The organism is Pedobacter jeongneungensis (assembly GCF_039538295.1).
GTDB classification, from domain to species: Bacteria; Bacteroidota; Bacteroidia; order Sphingobacteriales; family Sphingobacteriaceae; genus Pedobacter; species Pedobacter jeongneungensis.
The window spans coordinates 49,330-70,657 of the sequence record NZ_BAABBY010000007.1; the positions used below are offsets into that span (position 1 = coordinate 49,330).

At 38.4% G+C, this 21,328-nt stretch carries 19 protein-coding genes; 5 read left to right on the plus strand and 14 right to left on the minus strand.

Features of this window, described 5'->3' with window-relative positions; translation table 11 throughout:
• The 4 genes from ABD769_RS14430 to ABD769_RS14445 all read left to right on the plus strand — a co-directional run bounded on the left by ABD769_RS14430 (position 1) and on the right by ABD769_RS14445 (position 6,157).
• On the plus strand, positions 1-588 hold the full coding sequence (locus ABD769_RS14430) for a Crp/Fnr family transcriptional regulator (protein WP_344852122.1): 588 nt from the start codon (positions 1-3) through the stop codon (positions 586-588).
• A gap of 467 nt (positions 589-1,055) precedes the next feature.
• Positions 1,056-1,586, plus strand: a complete 531-nt coding sequence (locus ABD769_RS14435; protein WP_344852123.1) for a YceI family protein — start codon at positions 1,056-1,058, stop codon at positions 1,584-1,586.
• 71 nt (positions 1,587-1,657) lie between these two features.
• Positions 1,658-2,527, plus strand: a complete 870-nt coding sequence (locus ABD769_RS14440) for a pirin family protein (protein WP_344852124.1) — start codon at positions 1,658-1,660, stop codon at positions 2,525-2,527.
• A gap of 225 nt (positions 2,528-2,752) precedes the next feature.
• Positions 2,753-6,157 (plus strand): trifunctional glycoside hydrolase family 18/polysaccharide deacetylase/glycosyltransferase family 2 protein, encoded by a 3,405-nt coding sequence (locus tag ABD769_RS14445; protein ID WP_344852125.1) that lies wholly within the window; start codon positions 2,753-2,755, stop codon positions 6,155-6,157.
• Between the two features lie 71 nt (positions 6,158-6,228).
• Here the strand turns inward: ABD769_RS14445 and ispF are convergent, their stop codons facing one another.
• Together ispF and porV are read right to left on the minus strand one after the other, a co-directional pair.
• Positions 6,229-6,708, minus strand: coding sequence for a 2-C-methyl-D-erythritol 2,4-cyclodiphosphate synthase (ispF, locus tag ABD769_RS14450; protein ID WP_344852126.1), 480 nt, complete (start codon positions 6,706-6,708; stop codon positions 6,229-6,231).
• Between the two features lie 59 nt (positions 6,709-6,767).
• On the minus strand, positions 6,768-7,961 hold the full coding sequence (porV, locus tag ABD769_RS14455) for a type IX secretion system outer membrane channel protein PorV (RefSeq protein WP_344852127.1): 1,194 nt from the start codon (positions 7,959-7,961) through the stop codon (positions 6,768-6,770).
• Between the two features lie 655 nt (positions 7,962-8,616).
• On the opposite strand from porV, the gene ABD769_RS14460 reads away from it, so the two are divergent.
• Positions 8,617-10,299, plus strand: coding sequence for an SUMF1/EgtB/PvdO family nonheme iron enzyme (locus ABD769_RS14460; RefSeq protein WP_344852128.1), 1,683 nt, complete (start codon positions 8,617-8,619; stop codon positions 10,297-10,299).
• 192 nt (positions 10,300-10,491) lie between these two features.
• Here ABD769_RS14460 and ABD769_RS14465 read toward each other — a convergent pair whose 3' ends face one another.
• From ABD769_RS14465 to ABD769_RS14520, 12 genes are all read right to left on the minus strand, one after another.
• On the minus strand, positions 10,492-10,992 hold the full coding sequence (locus tag ABD769_RS14465; protein WP_344852129.1) for an acyl-CoA carboxylase biotin carboxyl carrier protein subunit: 501 nt from the start codon (positions 10,990-10,992) through the stop codon (positions 10,492-10,494).
• 3 nt (positions 10,993-10,995) lie between these two features.
• Positions 10,996-11,580 carry a DUF4159 domain-containing protein gene (locus tag ABD769_RS14470; RefSeq protein WP_344852130.1) on the minus strand — a complete coding sequence of 195 codons (585 nt, stop codon included), beginning with the start codon at positions 11,578-11,580 and terminating at the stop codon, positions 10,996-10,998.
• A 128-nt stretch (positions 11,581-11,708) separates the two neighbouring features.
• The gene (locus ABD769_RS14475) at positions 11,709-12,413 is read right to left on the minus strand and encodes a 16S rRNA (uracil(1498)-N(3))-methyltransferase (RefSeq protein WP_344852131.1); all 705 of its coding nucleotides are present in this window, start codon (positions 12,411-12,413) and stop codon (positions 11,709-11,711) included.
• Positions 12,414-12,421: 8 nt separating this feature from the next.
• Positions 12,422-13,777, minus strand: a complete 1,356-nt coding sequence (locus ABD769_RS14480) for a hemolysin family protein (protein WP_486357900.1) — start codon at positions 13,775-13,777, stop codon at positions 12,422-12,424.
• Between the two features lie 71 nt (positions 13,778-13,848).
• Positions 13,849-14,400, minus strand: a complete 552-nt coding sequence (locus ABD769_RS14485; RefSeq protein ID WP_025146339.1) for an inorganic diphosphatase — start codon at positions 14,398-14,400, stop codon at positions 13,849-13,851.
• Positions 14,401-14,402: 2 nt separating this feature from the next.
• Positions 14,403-15,062, minus strand: coding sequence for a DedA family protein (locus ABD769_RS14490; RefSeq protein ID WP_344852133.1), 660 nt, complete (start codon positions 15,060-15,062; stop codon positions 14,403-14,405).
• A gap of 47 nt (positions 15,063-15,109) precedes the next feature.
• A complete protein-coding gene (locus tag ABD769_RS14495) occupies positions 15,110-16,483 on the minus strand; it encodes an NADH-quinone oxidoreductase subunit N (RefSeq protein WP_344852134.1) in 1,374 nt (457 codons plus the stop codon).
• Positions 16,484-16,486: 3 nt separating this feature from the next.
• Positions 16,487-17,950 (minus strand): complex I subunit 4 family protein, encoded by a 1,464-nt coding sequence (locus ABD769_RS14500; protein ID WP_344852135.1) that lies wholly within the window; start codon positions 17,948-17,950, stop codon positions 16,487-16,489.
• A gap of 20 nt (positions 17,951-17,970) precedes the next feature.
• Positions 17,971-19,866 (minus strand): NADH-quinone oxidoreductase subunit L, encoded by a 1,896-nt coding sequence (gene nuoL / locus ABD769_RS14505; protein WP_425568864.1) that lies wholly within the window; start codon positions 19,864-19,866, stop codon positions 17,971-17,973.
• A 13-nt stretch (positions 19,867-19,879) separates the two neighbouring features.
• On the minus strand, positions 19,880-20,209 hold the full coding sequence (gene nuoK, locus ABD769_RS14510; protein WP_025146334.1) for an NADH-quinone oxidoreductase subunit NuoK: 330 nt from the start codon (positions 20,207-20,209) through the stop codon (positions 19,880-19,882).
• Positions 20,209-20,712, minus strand: coding sequence for an NADH-quinone oxidoreductase subunit J family protein (locus ABD769_RS14515; protein WP_344852136.1), 504 nt, complete (start codon positions 20,710-20,712; stop codon positions 20,209-20,211). The genes nuoK and ABD769_RS14515 overlap by 1 nt, the downstream gene beginning before the upstream one ends.
• Positions 20,713-20,822: 110 nt before the next feature.
• Entirely contained in the window at positions 20,823-21,326 is a 504-nt protein-coding gene (locus ABD769_RS14520; RefSeq protein WP_344852137.1) for a NuoI/complex I 23 kDa subunit family protein, read from the minus strand.
• Between the last annotated feature and the right edge of the window lie 2 nt (positions 21,327-21,328).

Consider the following 21,328-nt stretch of genomic DNA (forward strand, 5'->3'; position numbering starts at 1 on the left):
ATGATCCATCAGTTTAAGGAATACTTTCAATCAAAAATAGAATTAACTGATGAGCAATTCGAGAGCATTTCATCTTCGCTAAAGGTTAAGAAGTTTGAAAAAAACGAGATCGTACAGTTTAAAGGAGATATTTTAAAATATGGTTTTTTTGTGGGCAAAGGACTCCTGAGATCCTATTCTATCGATTCGAAAGGCAAAGAACATATTATTCAGTTCGCACCCGAAAACTGGTTTGTTTCAGATCGTAACCAGATGCATAACGAACCTTCAGATTTTTTTATTGAAGCGATTGAAGCCACCGAAGCAGTTATCGTTCCGGATAATTTTATGAGTGAAGCTTCCCGTAAAGTTCCTTGCCTGCTAGCTTTAAACGTAACCATGCTGCATAATTCTATCCGCTTTATGCAAAAAAGAATCAATATGCTTTTAAGCGCCACAGCTGAAGAAAGATACCTTGATTTTATTAAACTTTACCCCAACCTTACCCTTCGCGTACCACAATGGATGATTGCATCTTACTTGGGCATTACACCCGAATCACTCAGTCGCGTAAGAAAAGAACTCGCCAATAAACATTTCAGACCGTAGAAAATTTGAATGAGTGAATTTGGAATGAGTAAATGTTTTAATAAAATCTAACATTTCAACCTCAAAACAAATTAACTAATGTGTGAGTTTTGAATGAATGAATGGGTTCGCGAAGTTCAACATTCCAACTTTTCAACCTTCCAACCTTAAAACAAATTAACGAATGTGTGAGTTTCGAATGAATGAATTCGCGAAGTTCAACATTCCAACCTTAAAACAAATTAATGAATGTGTGAGTTTTGAATGAATGAATGGGTTCGCGAAGTTCAACATTCCAACCTTAAAACAAATTAATGATTGAATTTTGAATGAACGAATTGTTTCAACATTCAATCAATCTATCCTTTATTCATTCAATCAATTTATCTTTCATTCATTTCCAATTACTTACCATACATCAATTCTCAATCAAACCCCGCGCTGTACATTTGTATTGTAAATATTAAACATCTCAAAAAACAAAACATATGGCAACTACAAAATGGACATTAGATCCAACCCACAGCGAATTACAATTTAAAGTAAAACACTTAATGATTACCACTGTAACCGGTAGTTTAAAATCTTTTTCGGCAGAATTAACCTCAGAAGGTGATGAATTTGAAAATGCTGAAATTTCTTTCAAAGGTGATATCGGTTCAATCGACACAGGAAATACCGATCGTGATAACCACTTAAAAAGCGGCGATTTCTTTGATGCTGAAAAATTTGCACACATCGAATTTAAATCAAGCTCAGTAGAAAAAGATGGTGGCGATTATACCGTGAAAGGTGATTTAACTATTAAAGGCGAAACCAAACCTGTAAAATTAACAGCTGAATTTGGTGGTATTGCAACTGATCCATGGGGAAATACCAAAGCTGGTTTTACTTTAAGCGGAAAAATTAACCGTTCTGATTTCGGCTTAACCTGGAATGCAGCTTTAGAAACCGGTGGTGTAATGGTAAGTGAAGAAGTTCGCATTTTAGGCGAATTGCAGTTTGTCAAACAAGCATAGAGCATAGGGAATTTAAGCATGGGGTTATTACTCCATGCTCCATGCACCATGCCTCATTTAACTTGAAGGTAATGGAAACAAAACAAATAAAAGCCGTACTTAAAGCACCTGCACCGCATATGGTTGGTGATGGTTTTAGGGTACACAACTTTTTTCCAAGTGGTTATGAAATTGAGATGAGTCCATTTTTTTTATTGGATTATGGCTCAAAAATCGAATTTTCTGCAAGGAAAAATCCAAGGGGCGTTGGCGTTCATCCGCACCGGGGTTTCGAAACTGTGACTATTGCCTACCACGGTGCAGTTGCACATCACGATAGCTCAGGCAATAGCGGGGTAATTTATCCGGGTGATGTACAGTGGATGACCGCTGCAAGCGGTGTATTGCATAAAGAATACCATGAAGAAAATTATAGCCTTACAGGTGGTCCTTTTCAAATGGTTCAGCTTTGGATCAATCTGCCTGCAAAAGATAAAATGAGTAAAGCGAAATATCAGGCTATTAAACAGGCCGATATGGCACATTTTGATTTACCTGAAAACGGAGGAAAAATCGAAATCATTGCAGGCAATTATCAAAACATAAAGGGCAATGCAACCACATTTACTCCCATTGAGCTCTACAACGCAAGGTTAAATAAAGGCGGAGAAGCTGTTTTTAATTTTCCGGAAAATTTCAACACCGGATTTATGGTAATTGAAGGAACGGTGAAAATTAACGGATCTGAAACCGTAACAGCCGATAATTTTATTTATTTCGAACACAAGGGCGAAGAAATTAAGGTAGAAGCATTAGAAAATAGTGTTCTGCTAATGTTGAGCGGTCAACCAATTAACGAGCCTGTTGCGCAATACGGACCGTTCTTAATGAATACTGAGGCTGAAATCCACCAGGCTATTGAAGATTATAATCAAGGTAGGTTTGGTTATTTAGAGGAGTAATCACAGCAAACGTCCTGCTGAACTTGTTTCAGCATCTACAGAAATTTAAAATATCCAGCCGGCATTTTAATAAAATTTGCCGGCTTTTTTATGTCTGCTTAAAAATACAACCAAAAATAGTATCTTAGAATAAACTAACGATCACTCATCCCAGCCGTTTCATTTCATCATTCATCCAATCTTCATATTCGTTAGTGACTTTTGATCATAAATCAGAACAGAAAAATGTCCGGAAAACAAATATTTCAAACTGAGACTAAAAGAAGATGGAATACCTTTACCTGGATAAGCCGCACCTTCTTTTTAGTTTTCATCGTCGCAATCATCTGCGTAGTGTACACCCTATCATCGGTACAGGCACCTAATTTACCTTTTATTAATACGAATACCCCTTTAACCCAAAAACAGTTAGATAAGTTAAAGAAATCGCAACAGTATAAGGATTTTACGATTGAAAAATCGAAACTTCAAAAAATCAAAAAAGACCGTGACCACCGAATTTTAACCCATCGTGGCAATAGCAAGCGCATTAATATGGCTTTTTATGTTAGCTGGGCAGGAAGCAAAGATGCATCCATATCAGATTTAAAACGCAATATCAGTCATTTGGATATGGTGGCAACAGAATCGTTCTTTTTAAACGGTGATTCTATTGTTGATAAAGTAGATACAGCTGCATTGAAAGTAATCCATAACGGCAAAAAATCGGCTATCGCCGTGGTTTCAAATTACAATAAAGATCATTGGGATGGTGCGGCGGTAAGGCGCCTGTTAAACGATCAGCCAGCACAGCAAAAATTAATTTACGACCTGATTGCAATCACCAAAAAATATGGATATAGTGGTATCAACATAGATTTTGAAGAGCTTAACCTTGAAAACAGCGATAGCTTTAACAATTTCATGAAAAATCTCTATGCTCAGTTTCATGCAGAAAAACTGATTGTTTCTCAGGATATTTCTCCCGAAAACGACGATTATAAACCAGAAATCCTTCAAAATTATAACGATTATATTGTGTTGATGGCCTACGATCAGCATACCGATCAAAGTAATGCCGGTGATATTTCGCATCAGGAATGGGTAGAAGAAAAGCTGGATGATATCTGTAGCAAAGTAGATGCAGATAAGGTAATCCTGGCCCTGGCCTGCTACGGTTACGATTGGCCACAAAACAGCATTGGCAAGCCCGTTACCTACGAAGACGCCATGATAAAAGCGGTTAATTACAAGAGCAAAATTAATTATAACCCCGAATCTGCTAATCTGAATTATAGCTATAATGATGGAAGCGGCATTAAACATGAAGTATATTTTACCGATGCAGCTACTTATTTTAACTTAATCCGCAAGGCAGATGACTGGGACATTGCAGGTATTGCCTTATGGCGCTTAGGATCCGAAGACAAGCGCTTATGGTCTTTCATCTCCAACGACCTTAGTTTAGATACGTTAAAGAAAAAACCTTTCGATTTACGGAAAATTGCGTCACTAAACATGGGCGGCATTTCTTACCTGGGTGATGGCGAAATATTGGATTTAATTTCTACCCCTACCCCGGGCAGCGTAAAATTTACTTTAAATAAGGATAATTTTTCTATTGCCGATCAAAAATACATCCGCCTGCCTGAGCAATATGTAATTAAAAGATTTGGAGAAGCAGATAAAAAAATAGCTTTAACCTTTGATGACGGTCCTGATCCGGTTTATACCCCACAGGTATTAAGCATTTTAAAAAAAGAAAAAGTGCCCGGCTGTTTCTTCGTGGTGGGTATTATGGCCGAGCAAAATATGGAACTGTTAAGGCAGGAATACAATGATGGTTATGAAATCGGGAATCATACTTTTTTCCATCCCGACATGTCTGCTATTGGCCCACGACGCGTAAAATTTGAGCTTAATGCCACACGACGCCTGATTGAAGCCGTTACAGGCCACAGTACCATTCTATTCCGTGCACCGTTTAATGCCGATGCCGAACCTCAGAACATTTCTGAAATTTTACCGGTTGCGCAAAGCCGTAAAGAGAATTACATCAATATCGGCGAATATATCGACCCTGAAGATTGGGAACCTGGAAAAACTGCCGATCAGATTTTTAATGAAGTGGTAAAACAGCATGAAAATGGAAACATCCTATTGTTGCACGATGCAGGAGGAAACCGCGAGGCTACTGTTGCTGCTCTACCAAGAATTATTAAATTTTTCAAATCAAAAGGCTACACATTTACCACCGTAGGCGATTTAATGGGTAAAAAAAGATCAGAATTGATGCCTGCAGTTAAATCGACTGCCAATAGTGGTTTTACCGGTTCGGGAGATTATTTCTTCATTAATTTCTTTTACTACGGAAACATGGTTTTAAACATCATCTTCTCTGTAGCCATTGTACTGGCCATTTTAAGAACCATTTTCATTGCCTATCTGGCCATCAGGCAGCGAAAAAGAGCAAAACGTAACATCGGAAAACTGATTGCAAACCCTTCAGAGAAAGTGAGTATCATTATTCCCGCTTACAACGAAGAGGTTACCGCTGTACAAACCATTAACAGCCTGCTAAAAACGACTTATCCTGATTTCGAACTGATTTTTGTAGATGATGGATCAAAAGACAAAACTTTCGAAATTATTAACGAAAATTTTGGCAATCATCCGCAGGTAAAGGTTTTCAGAAAAGAAAATGGAGGTAAAGCTTCAGCTTTGAATTTTGGTATTGCAAAGGCCTCTGCAGAATTTGTAATCTGTATTGATGCCGATACCCAGTTAAAAAATGATGCCGTTACCGAATTGATGCGTTATTTTTACAGTGAAAAAATTGCTGCCGTAGCCGGAACGGTTAAAGTTGGAAATGCAAAAAATATCATTACTAAATGGCAGTCTATCGAGTACATTACGGCTCAGAATATGGATAGGCGGGCATTTGATCTCTTAAACACCATTACTGTAGTTCCGGGGGCTATTGGTGCTTTCAGAAAAAATGTGATCATCGAAATCGGTGGTTTTACTGTTGATACCCTCGCTGAAGATTGCGATTTAACCATGCGCATTTTAAAAGCAGGTTATAAAGTTAAAAACTGCGACACTGCCATAGCTTATACAGAAGCACCGGAAACCGTAAATATGCTCTTGAAACAACGTTTCCGCTGGAGTTTTGGGGTAATGCAAAGTTTCTGGAAAAACAGAAAAACGCTGCTTAACAAGAAATATGGCTATTTTGGAATGGTGGGAATGCCAAATATTTTAATTTATCAGATCATTTTACCATTATTTTCACCATTGGCCGATCTTTTTATGTTGATTTCCTTAATCAGCGGCTTATTTTCGTTAAGTGCCATTAATAATTTAACCTTAACGGGCTTTTCGGGTATTTTAAGCCTGCATAACGGTTTTGGTCAGGTGCTTTTTTATTACATCATTTTTATTGTGGTAGATATGTTTTTCGCGGCCATTGCTTTCCGCATGGAAAAAGAAAAATACACCAATTTACTTTACATTTTCCCACAACGTTTTTTCTGGAGACAGTTGATGTACGTGGTGTTATTCCGTTCGTTCAGGAAAGCGATTAAAGGAGAACTGGAAACCTGGGGAACGATAAAAAGGACGGGTAATGTGAAAGAACAGGTGAGCTAATATTTAAATGAGAAGTCAGGTTAAATAGCCAATATGTTATAAAACCTGACTTCTTTTTATTTATTTATCTGCTAATTTTTCTCTATCAAACAAACCGCATAAGCAACTACGCCTTCTTCCCTACCGATAAAGCCCATTTGCTCATTAGTGGTTGCTTTAATCGAAATATCTTCTGTAGAAATACCAATCGCATCAGCAATGTTCTGTTGCATGGCAGGAATGTGAGGATTAATTTTTGGCGCTTCCAAACAAAGCATGGCATCGATATTACCGATCTGCCATCCTTTTTCGGCCAATAACTTAACGGTTTCTTTTAATAAAATTAGGCTGCTGATGCCTTTCCAGCGATCATCGGTATTTTTAAAATGGAAGCCGATATCACGTAAATTGGCGGCACCTAAAAGGGCATCGCAAATCGCATGAAGCAGCACATCGGCATCAGAATGTCCATATGCACCTTTGTGGTGATCTAAAGTAACCCCGCCAACCACGAAAGGATGCTGATCTTTTAACTGATGTACATCGAACCCGAAACCTACTCTAATTTTCATGGAAATCTTGATTAATTGTTTAAATGCGTTAACCGGTAAATGCAGCTTAACAAGCTAAATTACCTTTTAACAATCTTTTTGTCGCCAAAGTTAAACAATAGACCAAAACGAAGGGTATTTGCAAGCGGGCTTGTTTGCGCATTTGCAATTAAATATGAGAAATCGATATTGAAAACGTTGTATTTTAAGCCTAAACCCAGGGTAAAATAGCGGCTATCGCCTTTCATCGGACTTTGGTAGTTGTAGCCTGCCCTAACAGCAAATTGTTGATTATACCAATATTCCACACCCGTTGATATTCCAACTTCTTTCAATTCTTCTTTAAAGCCACCAGGTGCATCGCTAAATGAACCAAAAATACCAGATGGTACCGAACGGTTAGGATCTTTACCGCTCACAATATTATTGTTCGAATCGTATATAGGTTGTGTAGGTACCAGCAGTTTATTAAAATCAAGTGCAAATGTCAGGGTACTAAAATCGTCCATGGTGAAGGTAGATGCCCCTCCCAATTTAAAATTGGTTGGCAAAAAGAAATTCTCTCCGCCATCAGAATAGCTCATTTTTGTTCCGATATTCGAAATATTAGCGCCCGCCGAAAGAATGGCCTGTTTACCAAAAAGCGTTGTTGATGTTTTATACAATCCGGAGATATCAACCGCTACCGCATTTCCGCTGTGCACCTGCCCTGAAGAAGAAAATTGTCCGGAGGCCAGGTTTGAATTGATGTACCTTAACGAGGTTCCCAAAGAAAACTCCTCACCAAAACTACGGGCAAAAGAAACGTCGAAAGCGAGTTCGCTTGGATTTGCAATTCCTAAATCCTGTTGATTGATATCGGTAAGCTGAATTGAACCCAATGAGAAATACCTCAATGAAGCACCAATGGTGTTACGGTCGTCTAACTTATAAAAACCACTTAAATAAGCGAGGTTAATATCGGGCACCAGGCTTTTTAACCATGGACTATAGGAAACAGAAAAACCATAGGGTTTATCCAGAAAAGCAAGTTTTGAAGCATTTATACTGGCAGAATTTACATCTCCTGCAACGGCTACGCCGGCATCACCCATTGCTCCGGCACGGGCATCGGGGGTAATAAGCAGAAATGGAACTGCAGTTATGATATTGTTTAACTCACTGCCATTGGGTTGTGTATTATTGCCTATAACCACTTGGGCATTTGTTTTACCAAACACCAAGGCCATTGAGAGTGCAGAAAAAGCAAGTTTACTGATGTACTTGAAATTCATCCTTTAAAGGTACGTAATTTTAGATCCTGGTGTTTAGCAATAAATGAGATATACTCTGTAACGTAAAACCAAAACTTATATTTTACCAAATTACGAATTCTAATATTATTTACTAATTAAACCTACGATTTTTACATAGGGGTGTGACAGCCTAAATCATAAGCAACAAATTTATAGCCACTTAGCCAATTAATAAACTCATTCCGATCTTTATTAATAAATTTATTGTTTCAATTCAGGAGTGGTATTACCAAATCCATAAACCAAATATGGTTAATTTATTCGCAATCTTATAACTGTTCTCAAATTATGTTATTTATCAGTAATTGTAATGCCCGCTAAAACTGATCAAAGGCATTAATCTGATAGGATAAAAGATTTATTAAACCAAACATAAACAACACAAATGCCATTGCCATTTTCATCATTTGTCGAAAGCGATCTTCACCTTATTAATTATATTTATATCGCTTATTTATAATTATTTAGCTAAAATTTCGTTTAAAAAACACATAGACACAATACGATATAAAATAATACGTTTAGGCTTAAAAATATAATCGATATTTTATTGTCACATAATTTATATATTCATTTAAAATTTGTTTAATTTTATCGTCTGAATTGCCTGTTGGCGATATTTCCAATGTATTATATGAAAAAACTATTACTATATTCTTTTGCCTGTTTATCATTAGCCGCCCTGCTTTCGAGTTGTAGCTCAAAAAGCGGGAACAGTTCTAGTAAAACGGGTATTCCTTATGCAGACAGGAAAAGCAAAAATAACCAGTCTGGCGCTTTTGCTGTAGCTACCAAATACAAAAGAGCACCGGGACCAGGTCTAATCCCGATTGAAGGCGGGGTTTTGGTAGTTGGTGGTAGTGCCATCGAAGTACCTGGTGTTGAGCCAAATATCTACAACTACAAAAGGCAGGTTACCGTTCCGTCTTTTTACATGGATGAAACTGAAGTATCGAATACCGATTGGCTGGAATACTTACACTGGATCAGGTATAATTTCCCTGAAGACCGTGAATATTACTATAATGAACTTCCTGATACTTTAGTTTGGCGCCAGGCATTATCATATAACGAACCTTACGTAGACAACTATTTAAGGCACCCGGCTTACCGTGATTACCCTGTGGTTGGTGTTTCATGGGAGCAGGCTTCACGCTATTGCGAATGGAGAACATCCAGAGCAAACGAATTTATTTTACGCGAAAAAGGAATTTTAACTGATTATAAAACGCTTGCCGGCAACGGAAGAGGAAACAATAACAACGCAACTGCGGCCGCTACGCCAAAACCAACAAACCCTTTTAATACTGATGCCTATTTAAACAACCAGTATGATGATAAAGGTAAAAATGCACCTATTGATTACAACACCAAAGCCGGTGCAGCTACTTCAACCGCTGGAGGAACAGCAGCTGCAGGAGGTAGAAATAATCAGCCAAGGAGAACTGCGACACTAGAAGATGGTGTAATTATGCAGCCTTACCGTTTACCAACTGAGGCTGAGTGGGAATATGCTGCTTTAGGCTTAATTGGCAACACAGAATACGAAAACGTTAGCCAGAATAAAATTTACCCATGGAACGGGTTAGGTGTGAGTTCGGCTAAAAAGAAAACCAGGGGTATGATCCAGGCCAACTTTAAAAGGGCTCCCGGAGATTATATGGGTGTTGGTGGTTCACTGAATGATAAGGGAGATTTAACTGTTCCGGTTATTCAATATGCGCCAAACGATTTTGGCTTGTACAACATGGCCGGGAACGTAAACGAATGGGTTAATGATGTTTACAGAACAGCTACATTTACTGATGCTGATGCTTTTAATCCATACCGTGGTAACTACTTCACTAATAAAAAGTTAGAAGATTCGCAAAGTGGAAAAATTGCTTTAGATAAGTATGGCAATCCGATTAAGGAAAATGCTTATTCAGGAAGAAAACAAACCTGGGCAGAAAAACAGGCACAAGCTAAACGTTCTGATTCGATTTCGAAATCTACAGATCCGCAAGCTGCAGTACCTGCAACTTCTTATCAGGCCGATCAAAGGGGTTATCGTGATAACCAAAAAACTCTGCTGAACGAAGAAGGTGTAACCTTGGTAAATGATAAATCGAGGGTTTATAAAGGTGGCTCGTGGAATGATATGGCTTACTGGTTAAATCCGGCAACACGTCGTTTTATGCAACAGGACGAATCATCTGCTGAAGTAGGCTTCCGTTGTGCCATGACTATGCTTGGTGCGCCAGAGATCAGTACTGCAGGAAAAAGAAACTTTAAAAATCCGCCTCAGAGACCTTACAGGGTGAGCAGAGGTAAATAAATTAAAAAGGTCCCGAAGTTATCGGGACCTTTTTTATATGTTGTATTAAACGAGATTCGTCATCTCGACTGAAACGCAGTGGAATGCCTGCCCTTACAGGTGGGGAGAGATCTAGCTCAAGTTAGATTTAGCTTCGCTGAGCACTTACGTGGCTCTCGGCTACGCTTCACTCCGCTCGAAATGACGTATGGCCTATTTAAACTGCACCAATATCTGATTCTTCTCTACCTTATCTCCCTGTTTAACCAATACCTTTTTAATTACTCCATCAGTTGAAGATTTTAAAATATTCTCCATTTTCATCGCTTCGAGGATCAGGAGATTATCTCCTTTTTTCACTTCCGCATTTTCCTCTGCCAGTACTTTTAAAACTAAGCCCGGCATAGGTGCTTTAATTTCGGAAACTTTATTAGAAGTTAAATTATCCAGTCCTAATTGCTTTAGTAAAACATCAAACTGATCTTCTATGCTGATTTGATAAATGTTTCCATTGACCTTTATTTTGCAGGTTTTTTCGGCCCTGCTTATTTCAACCAGTTCTGTATTAAAAGATCTGTTCTGATATAAAACATGGGTATTCGAATTGCCCAATGTACTTAAATCAAGTTGAACGGCCTCCCCATTTACAAAAAGGGCTGAATCCTTTTGCTCAATTTCGAATAAAAACTGATCGTTTACTTTTACTTTATGCATGGCTTATTGAGTTAAGGCATATTGAACAAGATTTGCGCCCATTTTAAGCGCTTTTGTCCGCGTTTCTTGTGTATCTTCAGGATAAGTACCAAAGTCTTCCCAACCGTTCCCTAAATCGCATTCGTAAGTATAATAACAAACTACCCTACCCTTATAAATCAGGGCAAATCCTTGCGGACGTTTATTATCGTGCTCATGAATTTTTGGCAAACCTGCAGGAAACTTAAATTTCTGGTTATAAATGGCATGATTGGCAGGTAATTCAACAAAGCTCAGTTCAGGGAATACCTTTTTCATTTGTGGCCTGATAAATTTATCAAGACCATAGTTATCATCAATATGGAGAAAACCGCCACCGGCAAGATATTGTCTTAAATTTTTCACTTCCTGATCGCTGAAAACCACATTTCCATGCCCCGTCATATAAATAAAAGGGTAATTAAAAATTTCTTTCGATCCCACTTCTACAATACTTTCTTCTGGATAAAAATTAGTTTTGAGGTTGGTGTTGCAATACGAAATTAGATTAGGCAGCGCTGTGCGGTCTGCATACCAATCGCCACCACCACTGTATTTTAATTTCGCCATCCGATAGGTAGGTGGAAAAGCGCTAAAAGACCAAAGCAAAAAGCTGAAAGCTGAAAGGCCAAAGCCAAAAATAAAAAGCTTTATCGTTTTTGAAAACTGAAAACTGGAAATTGAAAACTTCAAACTGACTATCGGTTAAGGTAATTGATTTCAAAACAAACAGCTAATGCAGCAGTTTCAGTGCGCAGCCTGTTATCACCTAAAGTTAGTGCTTTAAAGCCTTTGTTCAAAGCTAAATTAACTTCTTCTGGTGTGAAATCTCCTTCGGGACCTATAAGTATAAGGTATTTTTGATGTGGTGCTACCAATTTTGAGATATATTGTTTCTCTCCATTATCAATGCAATGGGCAATCAGTTGTTCACCTTCGAAAGGCTCTTTTAAAAAAGCATCGAAAGAAATGGCATCATTTAATTTAGGATGATAAGCTTTTATCGATTGTTTTACTGCTGAAGTAATCACTTTGTTTAAGCGATCTTCCTTTACCACCCTGCGTTCAGACCGATCGGTAATAATTGGGGTAATTTCATCAATTCCCAATTCGGTGGCTTTCTCTAAAAACCATTCAATCCGATCGATATTTTTGGTTGGCGCAACTGCAATATGCAGATAATGATTTCGTTTGTGAAATTCCTTTTCAACCTGTAAAATCTTTAAAGCAACTTTTTTGGGATTATCGGAAGTAATTTCTGCCGTGTAAAAACCACCTTTACCATCAACCAGGTTTACTATTGAACCTATACCAAGCCGAAGTACCCTAACGCAATGTTTGCTTTCTTCTTCGTTAAGGGTATAAGTATTTTGGGTGATATCAGGCGTGTAAAAAATATGCATCGTTGAAATTAGTGATTATCAACCATATCTGCTTTATTGATCACCAGTTCTAATTTGATGGTTTCGATATTCTGCTCTGTTTTTTTAAGAATTGTAAACAGGTAACCGTACGATTCGTTGCTTTCGCCAACTTCCGGAATACGTTCAAAAACATGAGAAACCAATCCACCTACGGTATCAAAATCTTCATCTTCGGGTAAATCGTGGGGCAAATGTTCGTTTACATCATAAACCGTTGCAAATGCATTTACGATAAATTCATTATCAGAAACTTTTTCTACCAATGGTTTTTCCTCATCGTATTCATCCTGAATTTCACCAACAAGTTCCTCTACAATATCTTCAAGGGTAACCATACCGGCCGTTCCGCCAAACTCATCCAAAACAATGGCAATCTGTATGCGGTTACTTTGCAGTTCGCTCATCAGATCGTTAATTTTTTTGGTTTCCGTTACGAAATATGGTTTACGGATAATATCATTAACTGTCCAGGTTTGATTGCCGGCAGCCACTAATGGCAGGATATCTTTTGCGTGGATAATACCCACAATTTTATCCATTACATCATCGTAAACAGGTAAACGCGAATAGCCTTCTTTAATAATGGTATCGATTACTTCTTCTTTTGGTGAAGTTAATTCGATACCGGAAATTTTGGTACGCGGTACCATGATATTTTTTACCACGCGCTCGTTAAAATCGAATACATTTTTAATCAGCTCGTGCTCATTGTTATCCAATGCACCACTTTCTTTACCCTGATCGAGCAAGTACTGCAATTCTTCGGTACTGTGGATTGATTCATGCCCCGCCGAAGTATCGATACCAAAAGGTTTTAAAATAATAGCCGCCAAACTGTTCAAAGTCCAGATAAACGGACGGAATACCACATAAAATAACTGTAGTGGTATAGAAACAAAAAGTGTTGTGGCTACCGGCCTTTGTATTGCGAATGATTTTGGAGCCAATTCACCAAACACAATGTGCATGATGGTGATTAAAGAGAAAGCTACAATGGTTGATGCGGTATGGATAGACGCATCGCTTAAACCCCATTGCAGGCTATCGAAAAGATTTTTAAAGATAGTATGCATAACGCCTTCACCCACCCAACCTAAGCCAAGTGATGCAAGCGTTATGCCTAGCTGTGTGGCGGCAAGGTATCCATCAAGATTATGGATAATTCCTTTGGCCATTTTACCTACACGGCTACCTGATTTTGCTTTAATTTCTATTTGTGATGCACGAACTTTTACGATGGCAAACTCTGCTGCCACAAAAAATCCATTTAACAGTACCAAAAACAAGGCGAAGAACAAACGCCAGCCAACCGAACCTGTATCTGGCTCCTGTAAGGCTGCCAAAATTACATTTGTTGGGGGTAATATTGTACTTAACGCTGAATTTAAAAACAAACAGACCGTGGGTAAATCCATTAAGCTAATTCTCTAAATGTTGTGTTATAAAGTTCTATGCTTTCTTTAATTACTTTATGCGCATAACGAACACCAAGTAAATGTTCGATGGTTACATTTTTATCTTCTAATGCTTTATAATCCTGAAAGAAACGAACAATTTCTTTCATTTGGTGTGGAGGCAACTCATCTAAATCGTTGATGTAGTTTACCGACATATCGTGAGCGGCAACAGCGATAATTTTATCGTCCTGTTCTCCGTTGTCAACCATATGCATTACACCAACTACCTTCGCTTCGATTAAGGTCATCGGATATACATCCACTGAACAAAGTACTAAAATATCTAACGGATCTTTATCATCGCAATAAGTTTGCGGAATAAAGCCATAATTTGCCGGATACATTACTGATGAAAAAAGAACCCTGTCTAATTTAATCAGACCTGATTCTTTATCTATTTCGTATTTTGCTTTTGAACCTTTTGGAATTTCAATAATTGCGTTTACAATTTCCGGAACGTTGTGCCCAGGGGATACGCTATGCCACGCGTGATGATCGTCTTTTGCCATTTTTAATTTAAATCTGTTTTATCCTCTTCAGGACCTTTCACTACTTTACTTTTTACAAAGGTAATTAATAAAGGTATAGTTGTAATAAGGATAAAGCCAATAATAATATATAATAAATAATCGGTAATTTCTTTTTCGAACCTTCTGCCTAAAAAATAACCCAGTAAAGTCAGGGAACAAATCCAAAGCACGCCGCCAACAATGTTGTAAAGGGCGAACTTTTTAAAGTCCAGTTTTACCACACCAGCAAAAATCGGTGCAAAAGTTCTTACAATTGGTACAAACCTGCCCATTATTAATGCAAAGGCACCTTGTTTGTTATAATAATCTTCAGCAGCCTTTAAATAGCGTTTCTTAAAAAAGAAACTGTCTTTTCTGGTGTACAGTACGGGTCCTGTTTTGCGTCCGAACCAGTAACCGGTAAAATTGCCCGAAACTGCTGCTACACATAAACCTGCCAAAAGCACGGCAATATTAACATCCAGCTTGCCCGTTGCTACAAACATACCAGCCAAAAACAGCAAATAATCACCAGGGAGAAAAAAACCAAAGAACAGGCCTGTTTCTGCATAGATTACGAACATGACAAGATAGAAACCGCCCTCCCTCAATAATTTTTCGGGGTCAAGTAGTTGATGCAGGTTATTCCAAAAATCGTGCATATTCAATTATTTGTAAAACTACAAATAATTATTAAACAACAGCATACCTATATCAGGTTTAAAATAATTGCAGGGTAAATACCTAAAATAAGTGTGATTACTACTGAAACCAATAATACAACTTTATACTGTACCGGAGTAGAAAGCTCTGTTTCAGCCCCCTCTTTAAACCAAACGGCCACAATTACCTTAAAATAATAATAAAAACCAACCAGGGCGTTTAAAATGGCAAATGCAACCAATAAAGTCTGATACTCGGTCATTACATTTAAGAACATCAGGTATTTCCCGATGAAACCTGCGGTTAATGGAATACCAGCTAAAGAAAGCATAGCAACAGTAAGTGATAAAGCTACTAATGGATTTTTCTTACCCAAACCATTAAAACTTTCGAAGCTATCGCTACCGGTTTTCTGTTTAACGAGGATCAATACGGCAAAGGCGATGATTGATGCAAAAGTGTAAGCAGCAGCATAAACCAGCACATTGCTGCCCGAATTTTTAGTTAATACGATCAAAGAAAACAACAAGTAACCCGCATGAGAGATACTCGAATAAGCCAGCATGCGTTTGAAGTTCTTTTGGAACAGGGCCGTTACGTTACCAATAAATAAGGTTAAACAAACGATAACGATTAAAGGTGCAACCCAGAAATCGTGAAGTGGCGCAAGTGCACCGGCAAACAACCTTAAAAAGGCAGCAAAACCAGCAGTTTTAACCACAGTGCTCATAAAAGTGGTAATTAATGACGGCGAACCTTCATACACATCTGGTGTCCAGAAGTGGAAAGGAGCAGCACCAACCTTAAAGCAAAGGCCAATCATCATCAGGATCACTCCCGGATAAAATATCGGCGAAACTGAAGTGGTGTTGTTAACCAGGTAAGCCTGGATTTTGTCTAAATCAAATGATCCTGTTGCGCCATAAATCAACGTGATACCAAACAACAAAAAGCCTGTTGAAAAAGCACCCATCAGGAAATATTTCAAAGAAGCTTCGTTTGAGGCAAAATCCTTTTTACGGATACCCGCAAGGATATATAAACTCACCGACATGATTTCCAAACCAACAAATAGCATGGCCATGTTTTTATAAGATACCATCATAATCATCCCGGCAAGTGCGAAAAGGATTAAGGTATAATATTCGGCTATGTTATCGCTTTTGGCGTGGAAATAGTTTTGCGTTAATAAAAAGATTAAAAGTGTACCCACAATGCAAACACCTGAGAATGCGAGGGCAAAATTATCAGTCTGCATCATGCCGAAATGAACAGCATTGCCATTCCAGGCGCAGAAAGTAAATCCCAGTGCAGTAAGTAAGCCAACAACGGTAAGTGGTAGTAATGCTTTATTTGCCTTAAACAAACCTGCATAAAGCACTATAAAAGCTGTTATACTAATGGTTATAATAATATTCATTGCTTAATTTACTGTGTTTAATTTTTGATTTACCTGTTCTAATAAATGTTGTACAGATGCCTCTGTTAAGTGCAAAATTGGTTTCGGATAAACACCCATAACAATAATTAATGCACAAATGGTATAAAGAACCAATTTTTCCGTTCCTTTAATATCGGTGAAAGTGATGGTTAAACTGTTGGTTTGGCCAAGCATTACATTCTGGTACATGCGTAACATGTAAACGGCACCAAAGATGATGGTTAAACCGGCTATGGCGGCGGCCCAGATACCGTAATTGTAAACGCCCATTAATAATAAGAATTCACCTATAAATCCGTTTGTTCCTGGTAAAGCAACTGTTCCTAAAACGATAATCAGGAATGCAATGGCCAGTTGAGGCGCTACTTTGGCAATTCCGCCCAGCTCTTCAATTTTATTTGTTTTTACGCGACTGAAGATGATATCCAGAACGAAGAACAAACCTACTACGTTAATACCGTGACTTAACATCTGCACCATGGCACCTTGCATCCCCTGTTGGTTAAACGCAAAAATACCTGCAGCAATTAATCCAACGTGGGCAATGGATGAATAAGCAACCAAACGTTTAGCGTCTTTTTGTGTAAAAGCAATTAGCGACGCATAAACAATACCAATGATTGACAAAATGATGGCCAGCTGTCCCCAATCATGAACGCCTGCCGGTACAATTGGCAATAACCATCTGATTACGCCATAAATACCCATTTTCAACATGATACCTGATAACAACATGGTTCCTTGTGCAGGAGCTGCAGTATAAGTATCGGGCTGCCAGGTATGAAAAGGAAAAATTGGCATCTTAATGGCAAAAGCAATAAAGAAAGCCCAGAAAATCCATCCTTGTTGTGCACTATCTAGGTTTAAAGCGTAAAATGCCTGAATATCGAAATTGTGTGCCGGGTTTTGAAGGTACAGGTAAATGATCCCCATCAACATAAATAATGAACCCGCAATAGTGTACACAAAAAATTTCATGTTAATGCGGATCCGGTCCTTTCCTCCCCAGATGGCACAGATAAAGTAAATCGGGATTAATGCAGCTTCCCATCCGATGTAGAATAAGAAAGCATCTAATGCAGTAAATACCAGTAATAAACCCGTTTGCATGAACAAAATCAGTGCATAAAATGCTGCCGGATTTTTATAATCATGTTTGTAGCTTGATAAAATGATAATCGGAACCAATAAATTGGTAAGTAGTACCACAAGCATGCTAATGCCATCGATACCCGCATGGAAATTGATGCCTAAGTCAGCAATCCATGGCAAATTAACCTCAAACTGGGTATTTGCATTAGGAATGAAATTACAGGCGACAACCAAAGTCAACACCAAAGAAACCACCGAAAATATGGTAGAAACTATTTTAGCCGACTTACCAGTAAATGCTGTAATGATTGCACCTACAAGCGGAAGAAATATAAGTAGTAAAAGTTGTTCCATTATTTAATTTTGAACCCTTTTTATATGTAATAAAATGTATATGCAAGCAATGCGATGATACCGAATACCATCATAAATATATAGAAACCTACGTTTCCACTTTGTAACAAACGCACACCTTTACTGGCTTCGTTTGTGCTCCATCCCAATCCGTTCACAATTCCATCGATAAATTTGTTATCGATAATCCTGTAAAAGAATTTCGATAATGCATCTAAAGGTTTTGTGATGATGAAATCGTAAATTTCATCCAGGTAGAATTTATTGTATGATAATTTCGCCAGTGCAGAACGTGGTGCTTCATCAGCAACAGGAACGCGTGCCCCTTTTACATACCGGCCATAGGCATAAAGTAAAGCAATGATAGCCGCAACCACCGAAGTAGCCATTAAAGCTAATTCCGTTGAATGGCTTAAATCCAGTTCGTGTTGTGCAACGCCTGCTCCAGATAACCAATGAGCCAACCACTCGCCTCCGCCAAAAATATGCGGGAAGTTGATTGCTCCACCAATTGCGGCAAGAACTGCTAAAATAATTAAAGGCAAGGTCATCGCTGTTGGCGATTCGTGTACATGGCTTTCTTCGTGGTGTGTGCCGCGGTATTTTCCGGAGAAAGTTAAAAACATCATTCTGAACATATAAAATGCCGTTAAGAATGCAGTTAATACTCCAACTCCCCATAAAATCGGGCTAGCCTGGAAAGCGTGAGCCAAAATTTCATCTTTAGAGAAGAAACCAGAGAATGGTGGTAAACCTGCAATGGCAATGGTACCGATCATCATGGTTAAGAAAGTAACCGGAAGTTTTTTCCTCAAGCCCCCCATGTGGCGCATATCCTGCTCGTGGTGCATGGCATGGATAACCGAACCAGCGCCTAAGAATAATAATGCTTTAAAAAATGCATGGGTTAATACGTGGAAGAATGAACCCGTATAAGCACCAACGCCAAGACCTAAAAACATATATCCCAATTGTGATACAGTTGAATAAGCCAAAACTTTTTTAATATCAGTTTGGGTTAGGGCAATAATTGCAGCAATTAAAGCTGTTGCTGCTCCAATAATTGCAATAATGTGCTGGGTAAGTGGTGCAAGATCGAATAATATGCTCGAACGGGCAATCATATAAATACCAGCGGTTACCATGGTTGCCGCGTGGATTAAAGCTGAAACAGGCGTTGGTCCGGCCATTGCATCAGGTAACCAGGTAAATAATGGCAACTGTGCCGATTTACCGCAGGCACCGATAAACAATAAAATGGTAATTAAAACCAAGGTATCTGTGCTACCGCTGGCTGCCTGAGGGAAAACTTTAGCAAACTCTACACTGCCAAAAGTGGTGAAAATTAAGAATACCCCTAATAAAAAGCCTAAATCACCGATGCGGTTCATTACAAAAGCTTTTTTAGCAGCTGATGCATAAGCACTGTTGGTAAACCAGAAACCGATTAACAGGTATGAGCATAAACCTACACCTTCCCAACCGATAAACATCACAATGTAGTTTGAACCCAACACCAATAATAGCATGAAGAATACAAACAAGTTCAAGTAAGCGAAAAACTTACCAAAACCAGCATCATCGTGCATGTAACTGGTAGAATATAAATGGATCAGGAAACCAATTCCGGTAATGATCAACAACATGATCGAACTTAAAGGATCTACCAGAAAAGATAACGGAATGTGCAATGTACCTGCACTGATCCAATCGAATAAAAATACTTCGTGAGCTTTTTGTGTGTCGCCTTGTAAACTAAAGAAAATAACTACGCTGATAACAAAGGATGCCAGGATTACCCCACTCCCGATGATGCCAACAAGTCCTTTAGATAAAGAGTTTCTGCCTAGTCCATTAATTACAAACCCTAAAAAAGGAAGTAACGGAACCAACCAAATCAATTGTTCTATTGTCATTCTTATTATATATTTACCACTTAAGGCGATTTAAAACATTAATATCTATCGATTTCGTATTGCGGTAAACCATTACAATAATGGCTAAGCCTACTGCAACCTCTGCAGCTGCCAAAGCCATAATGAAGAATACGAAAACCTGTCCTGATGGGTCGTTGCTGTGAACCGAAAACGCGGTTAAAAGTAAATTAACGGCATTAAGCATCAGCTCAACCGACATAAAAATTACGATGGCATTTCTGCGGGTAAGTACACCAATTACGCCAATAGAAAAAATAATGGCACTTAAATAGATGTAGTGGTTTAGCGGAACGCCTGCTGCTTGTGTGAATAAATTTTCCATTATGCTTCTACCTCATCTCTTTTAGATAATAAAACGGCTCCTACCATTGCTGCCAATAGTAACAGAGATGATAATTCGAATGGTAATAAAAATGGCCCAAAAAGCTCTTTACCTAAATTTTCTACCAAACCTAATCCCGGTTTTTTCAAAATCAACGGACTGTTAATGCTGGCCGATTTTAAAGAGCCAATTAAAGTTATTACCAAACAACCTCCGGCAATTACGCCGACTATTTTAATCAGCGGAGATTTACTTGGCTCAGTTTCATTATTCAGGTTAAGCAACATCAGTACAAAAAGGAAGAGTACCATTATTGCCCCCATGTAAACGATAAAGTTTACTACTGCCAAAAACTGTGCATTTAACAACACATAATGAACAGTGAAAGTGAAAAAGGTAAGGATTAAGTACAATACGCTATGGATCGGATTTTTTGCAAAAATCACCAGCAGCGAAAAGATGATACTTAATGTGGCTACGAAATAGAATACTTGTGTACTCATTAATTTGTTATTTTATACTCCCCGTCATTGCGAGGCACGAAGCAATCTTATTAGTTTTACGTCTATCGCATTAGGATTGCTTCATTCCTCGCAATGACGGACTGATCTAATTATTTTTTCATTTCCAATGGAGCCTCTACCAGCTTATCTTTTCCGTAAATAAAATCTTTACGTAAATAATCGGCCGGAACAATCGGTCCATCCAGGTAAATCGCCTCTTTAGGGCAGGCTTCCTCACATAATCCACAGAAAATGCAACGCAACATGTTGATTTCGTATGTTGCAGCGTATTTTTCTTCGCGGTATAAATCTTTTTCTTCAGGCTTACGTTCTGCAGCAATCATGGTGATGGCCTCTGCAGGACAAGATAAGGCGCACAAACCGCAGGCAGTACAACGTTCTTTTCCGTTTTCATCGCGTTTAAGCGAGTGCATACCCCTAAAATTTGTAGAGAATTCGCGTTCTACCTCAGGATATCTTATTGTAGCCTCTTTTTTAAATAAGTGACTGATGGTAATGCCCATGCCTTTAACAATTGCCGGCAGGTACATCCGTTCCATAAAGCTCAACGGCTTTTGTTCCAGTACTTTTTTCTTATTACTTAATGATTCCATAA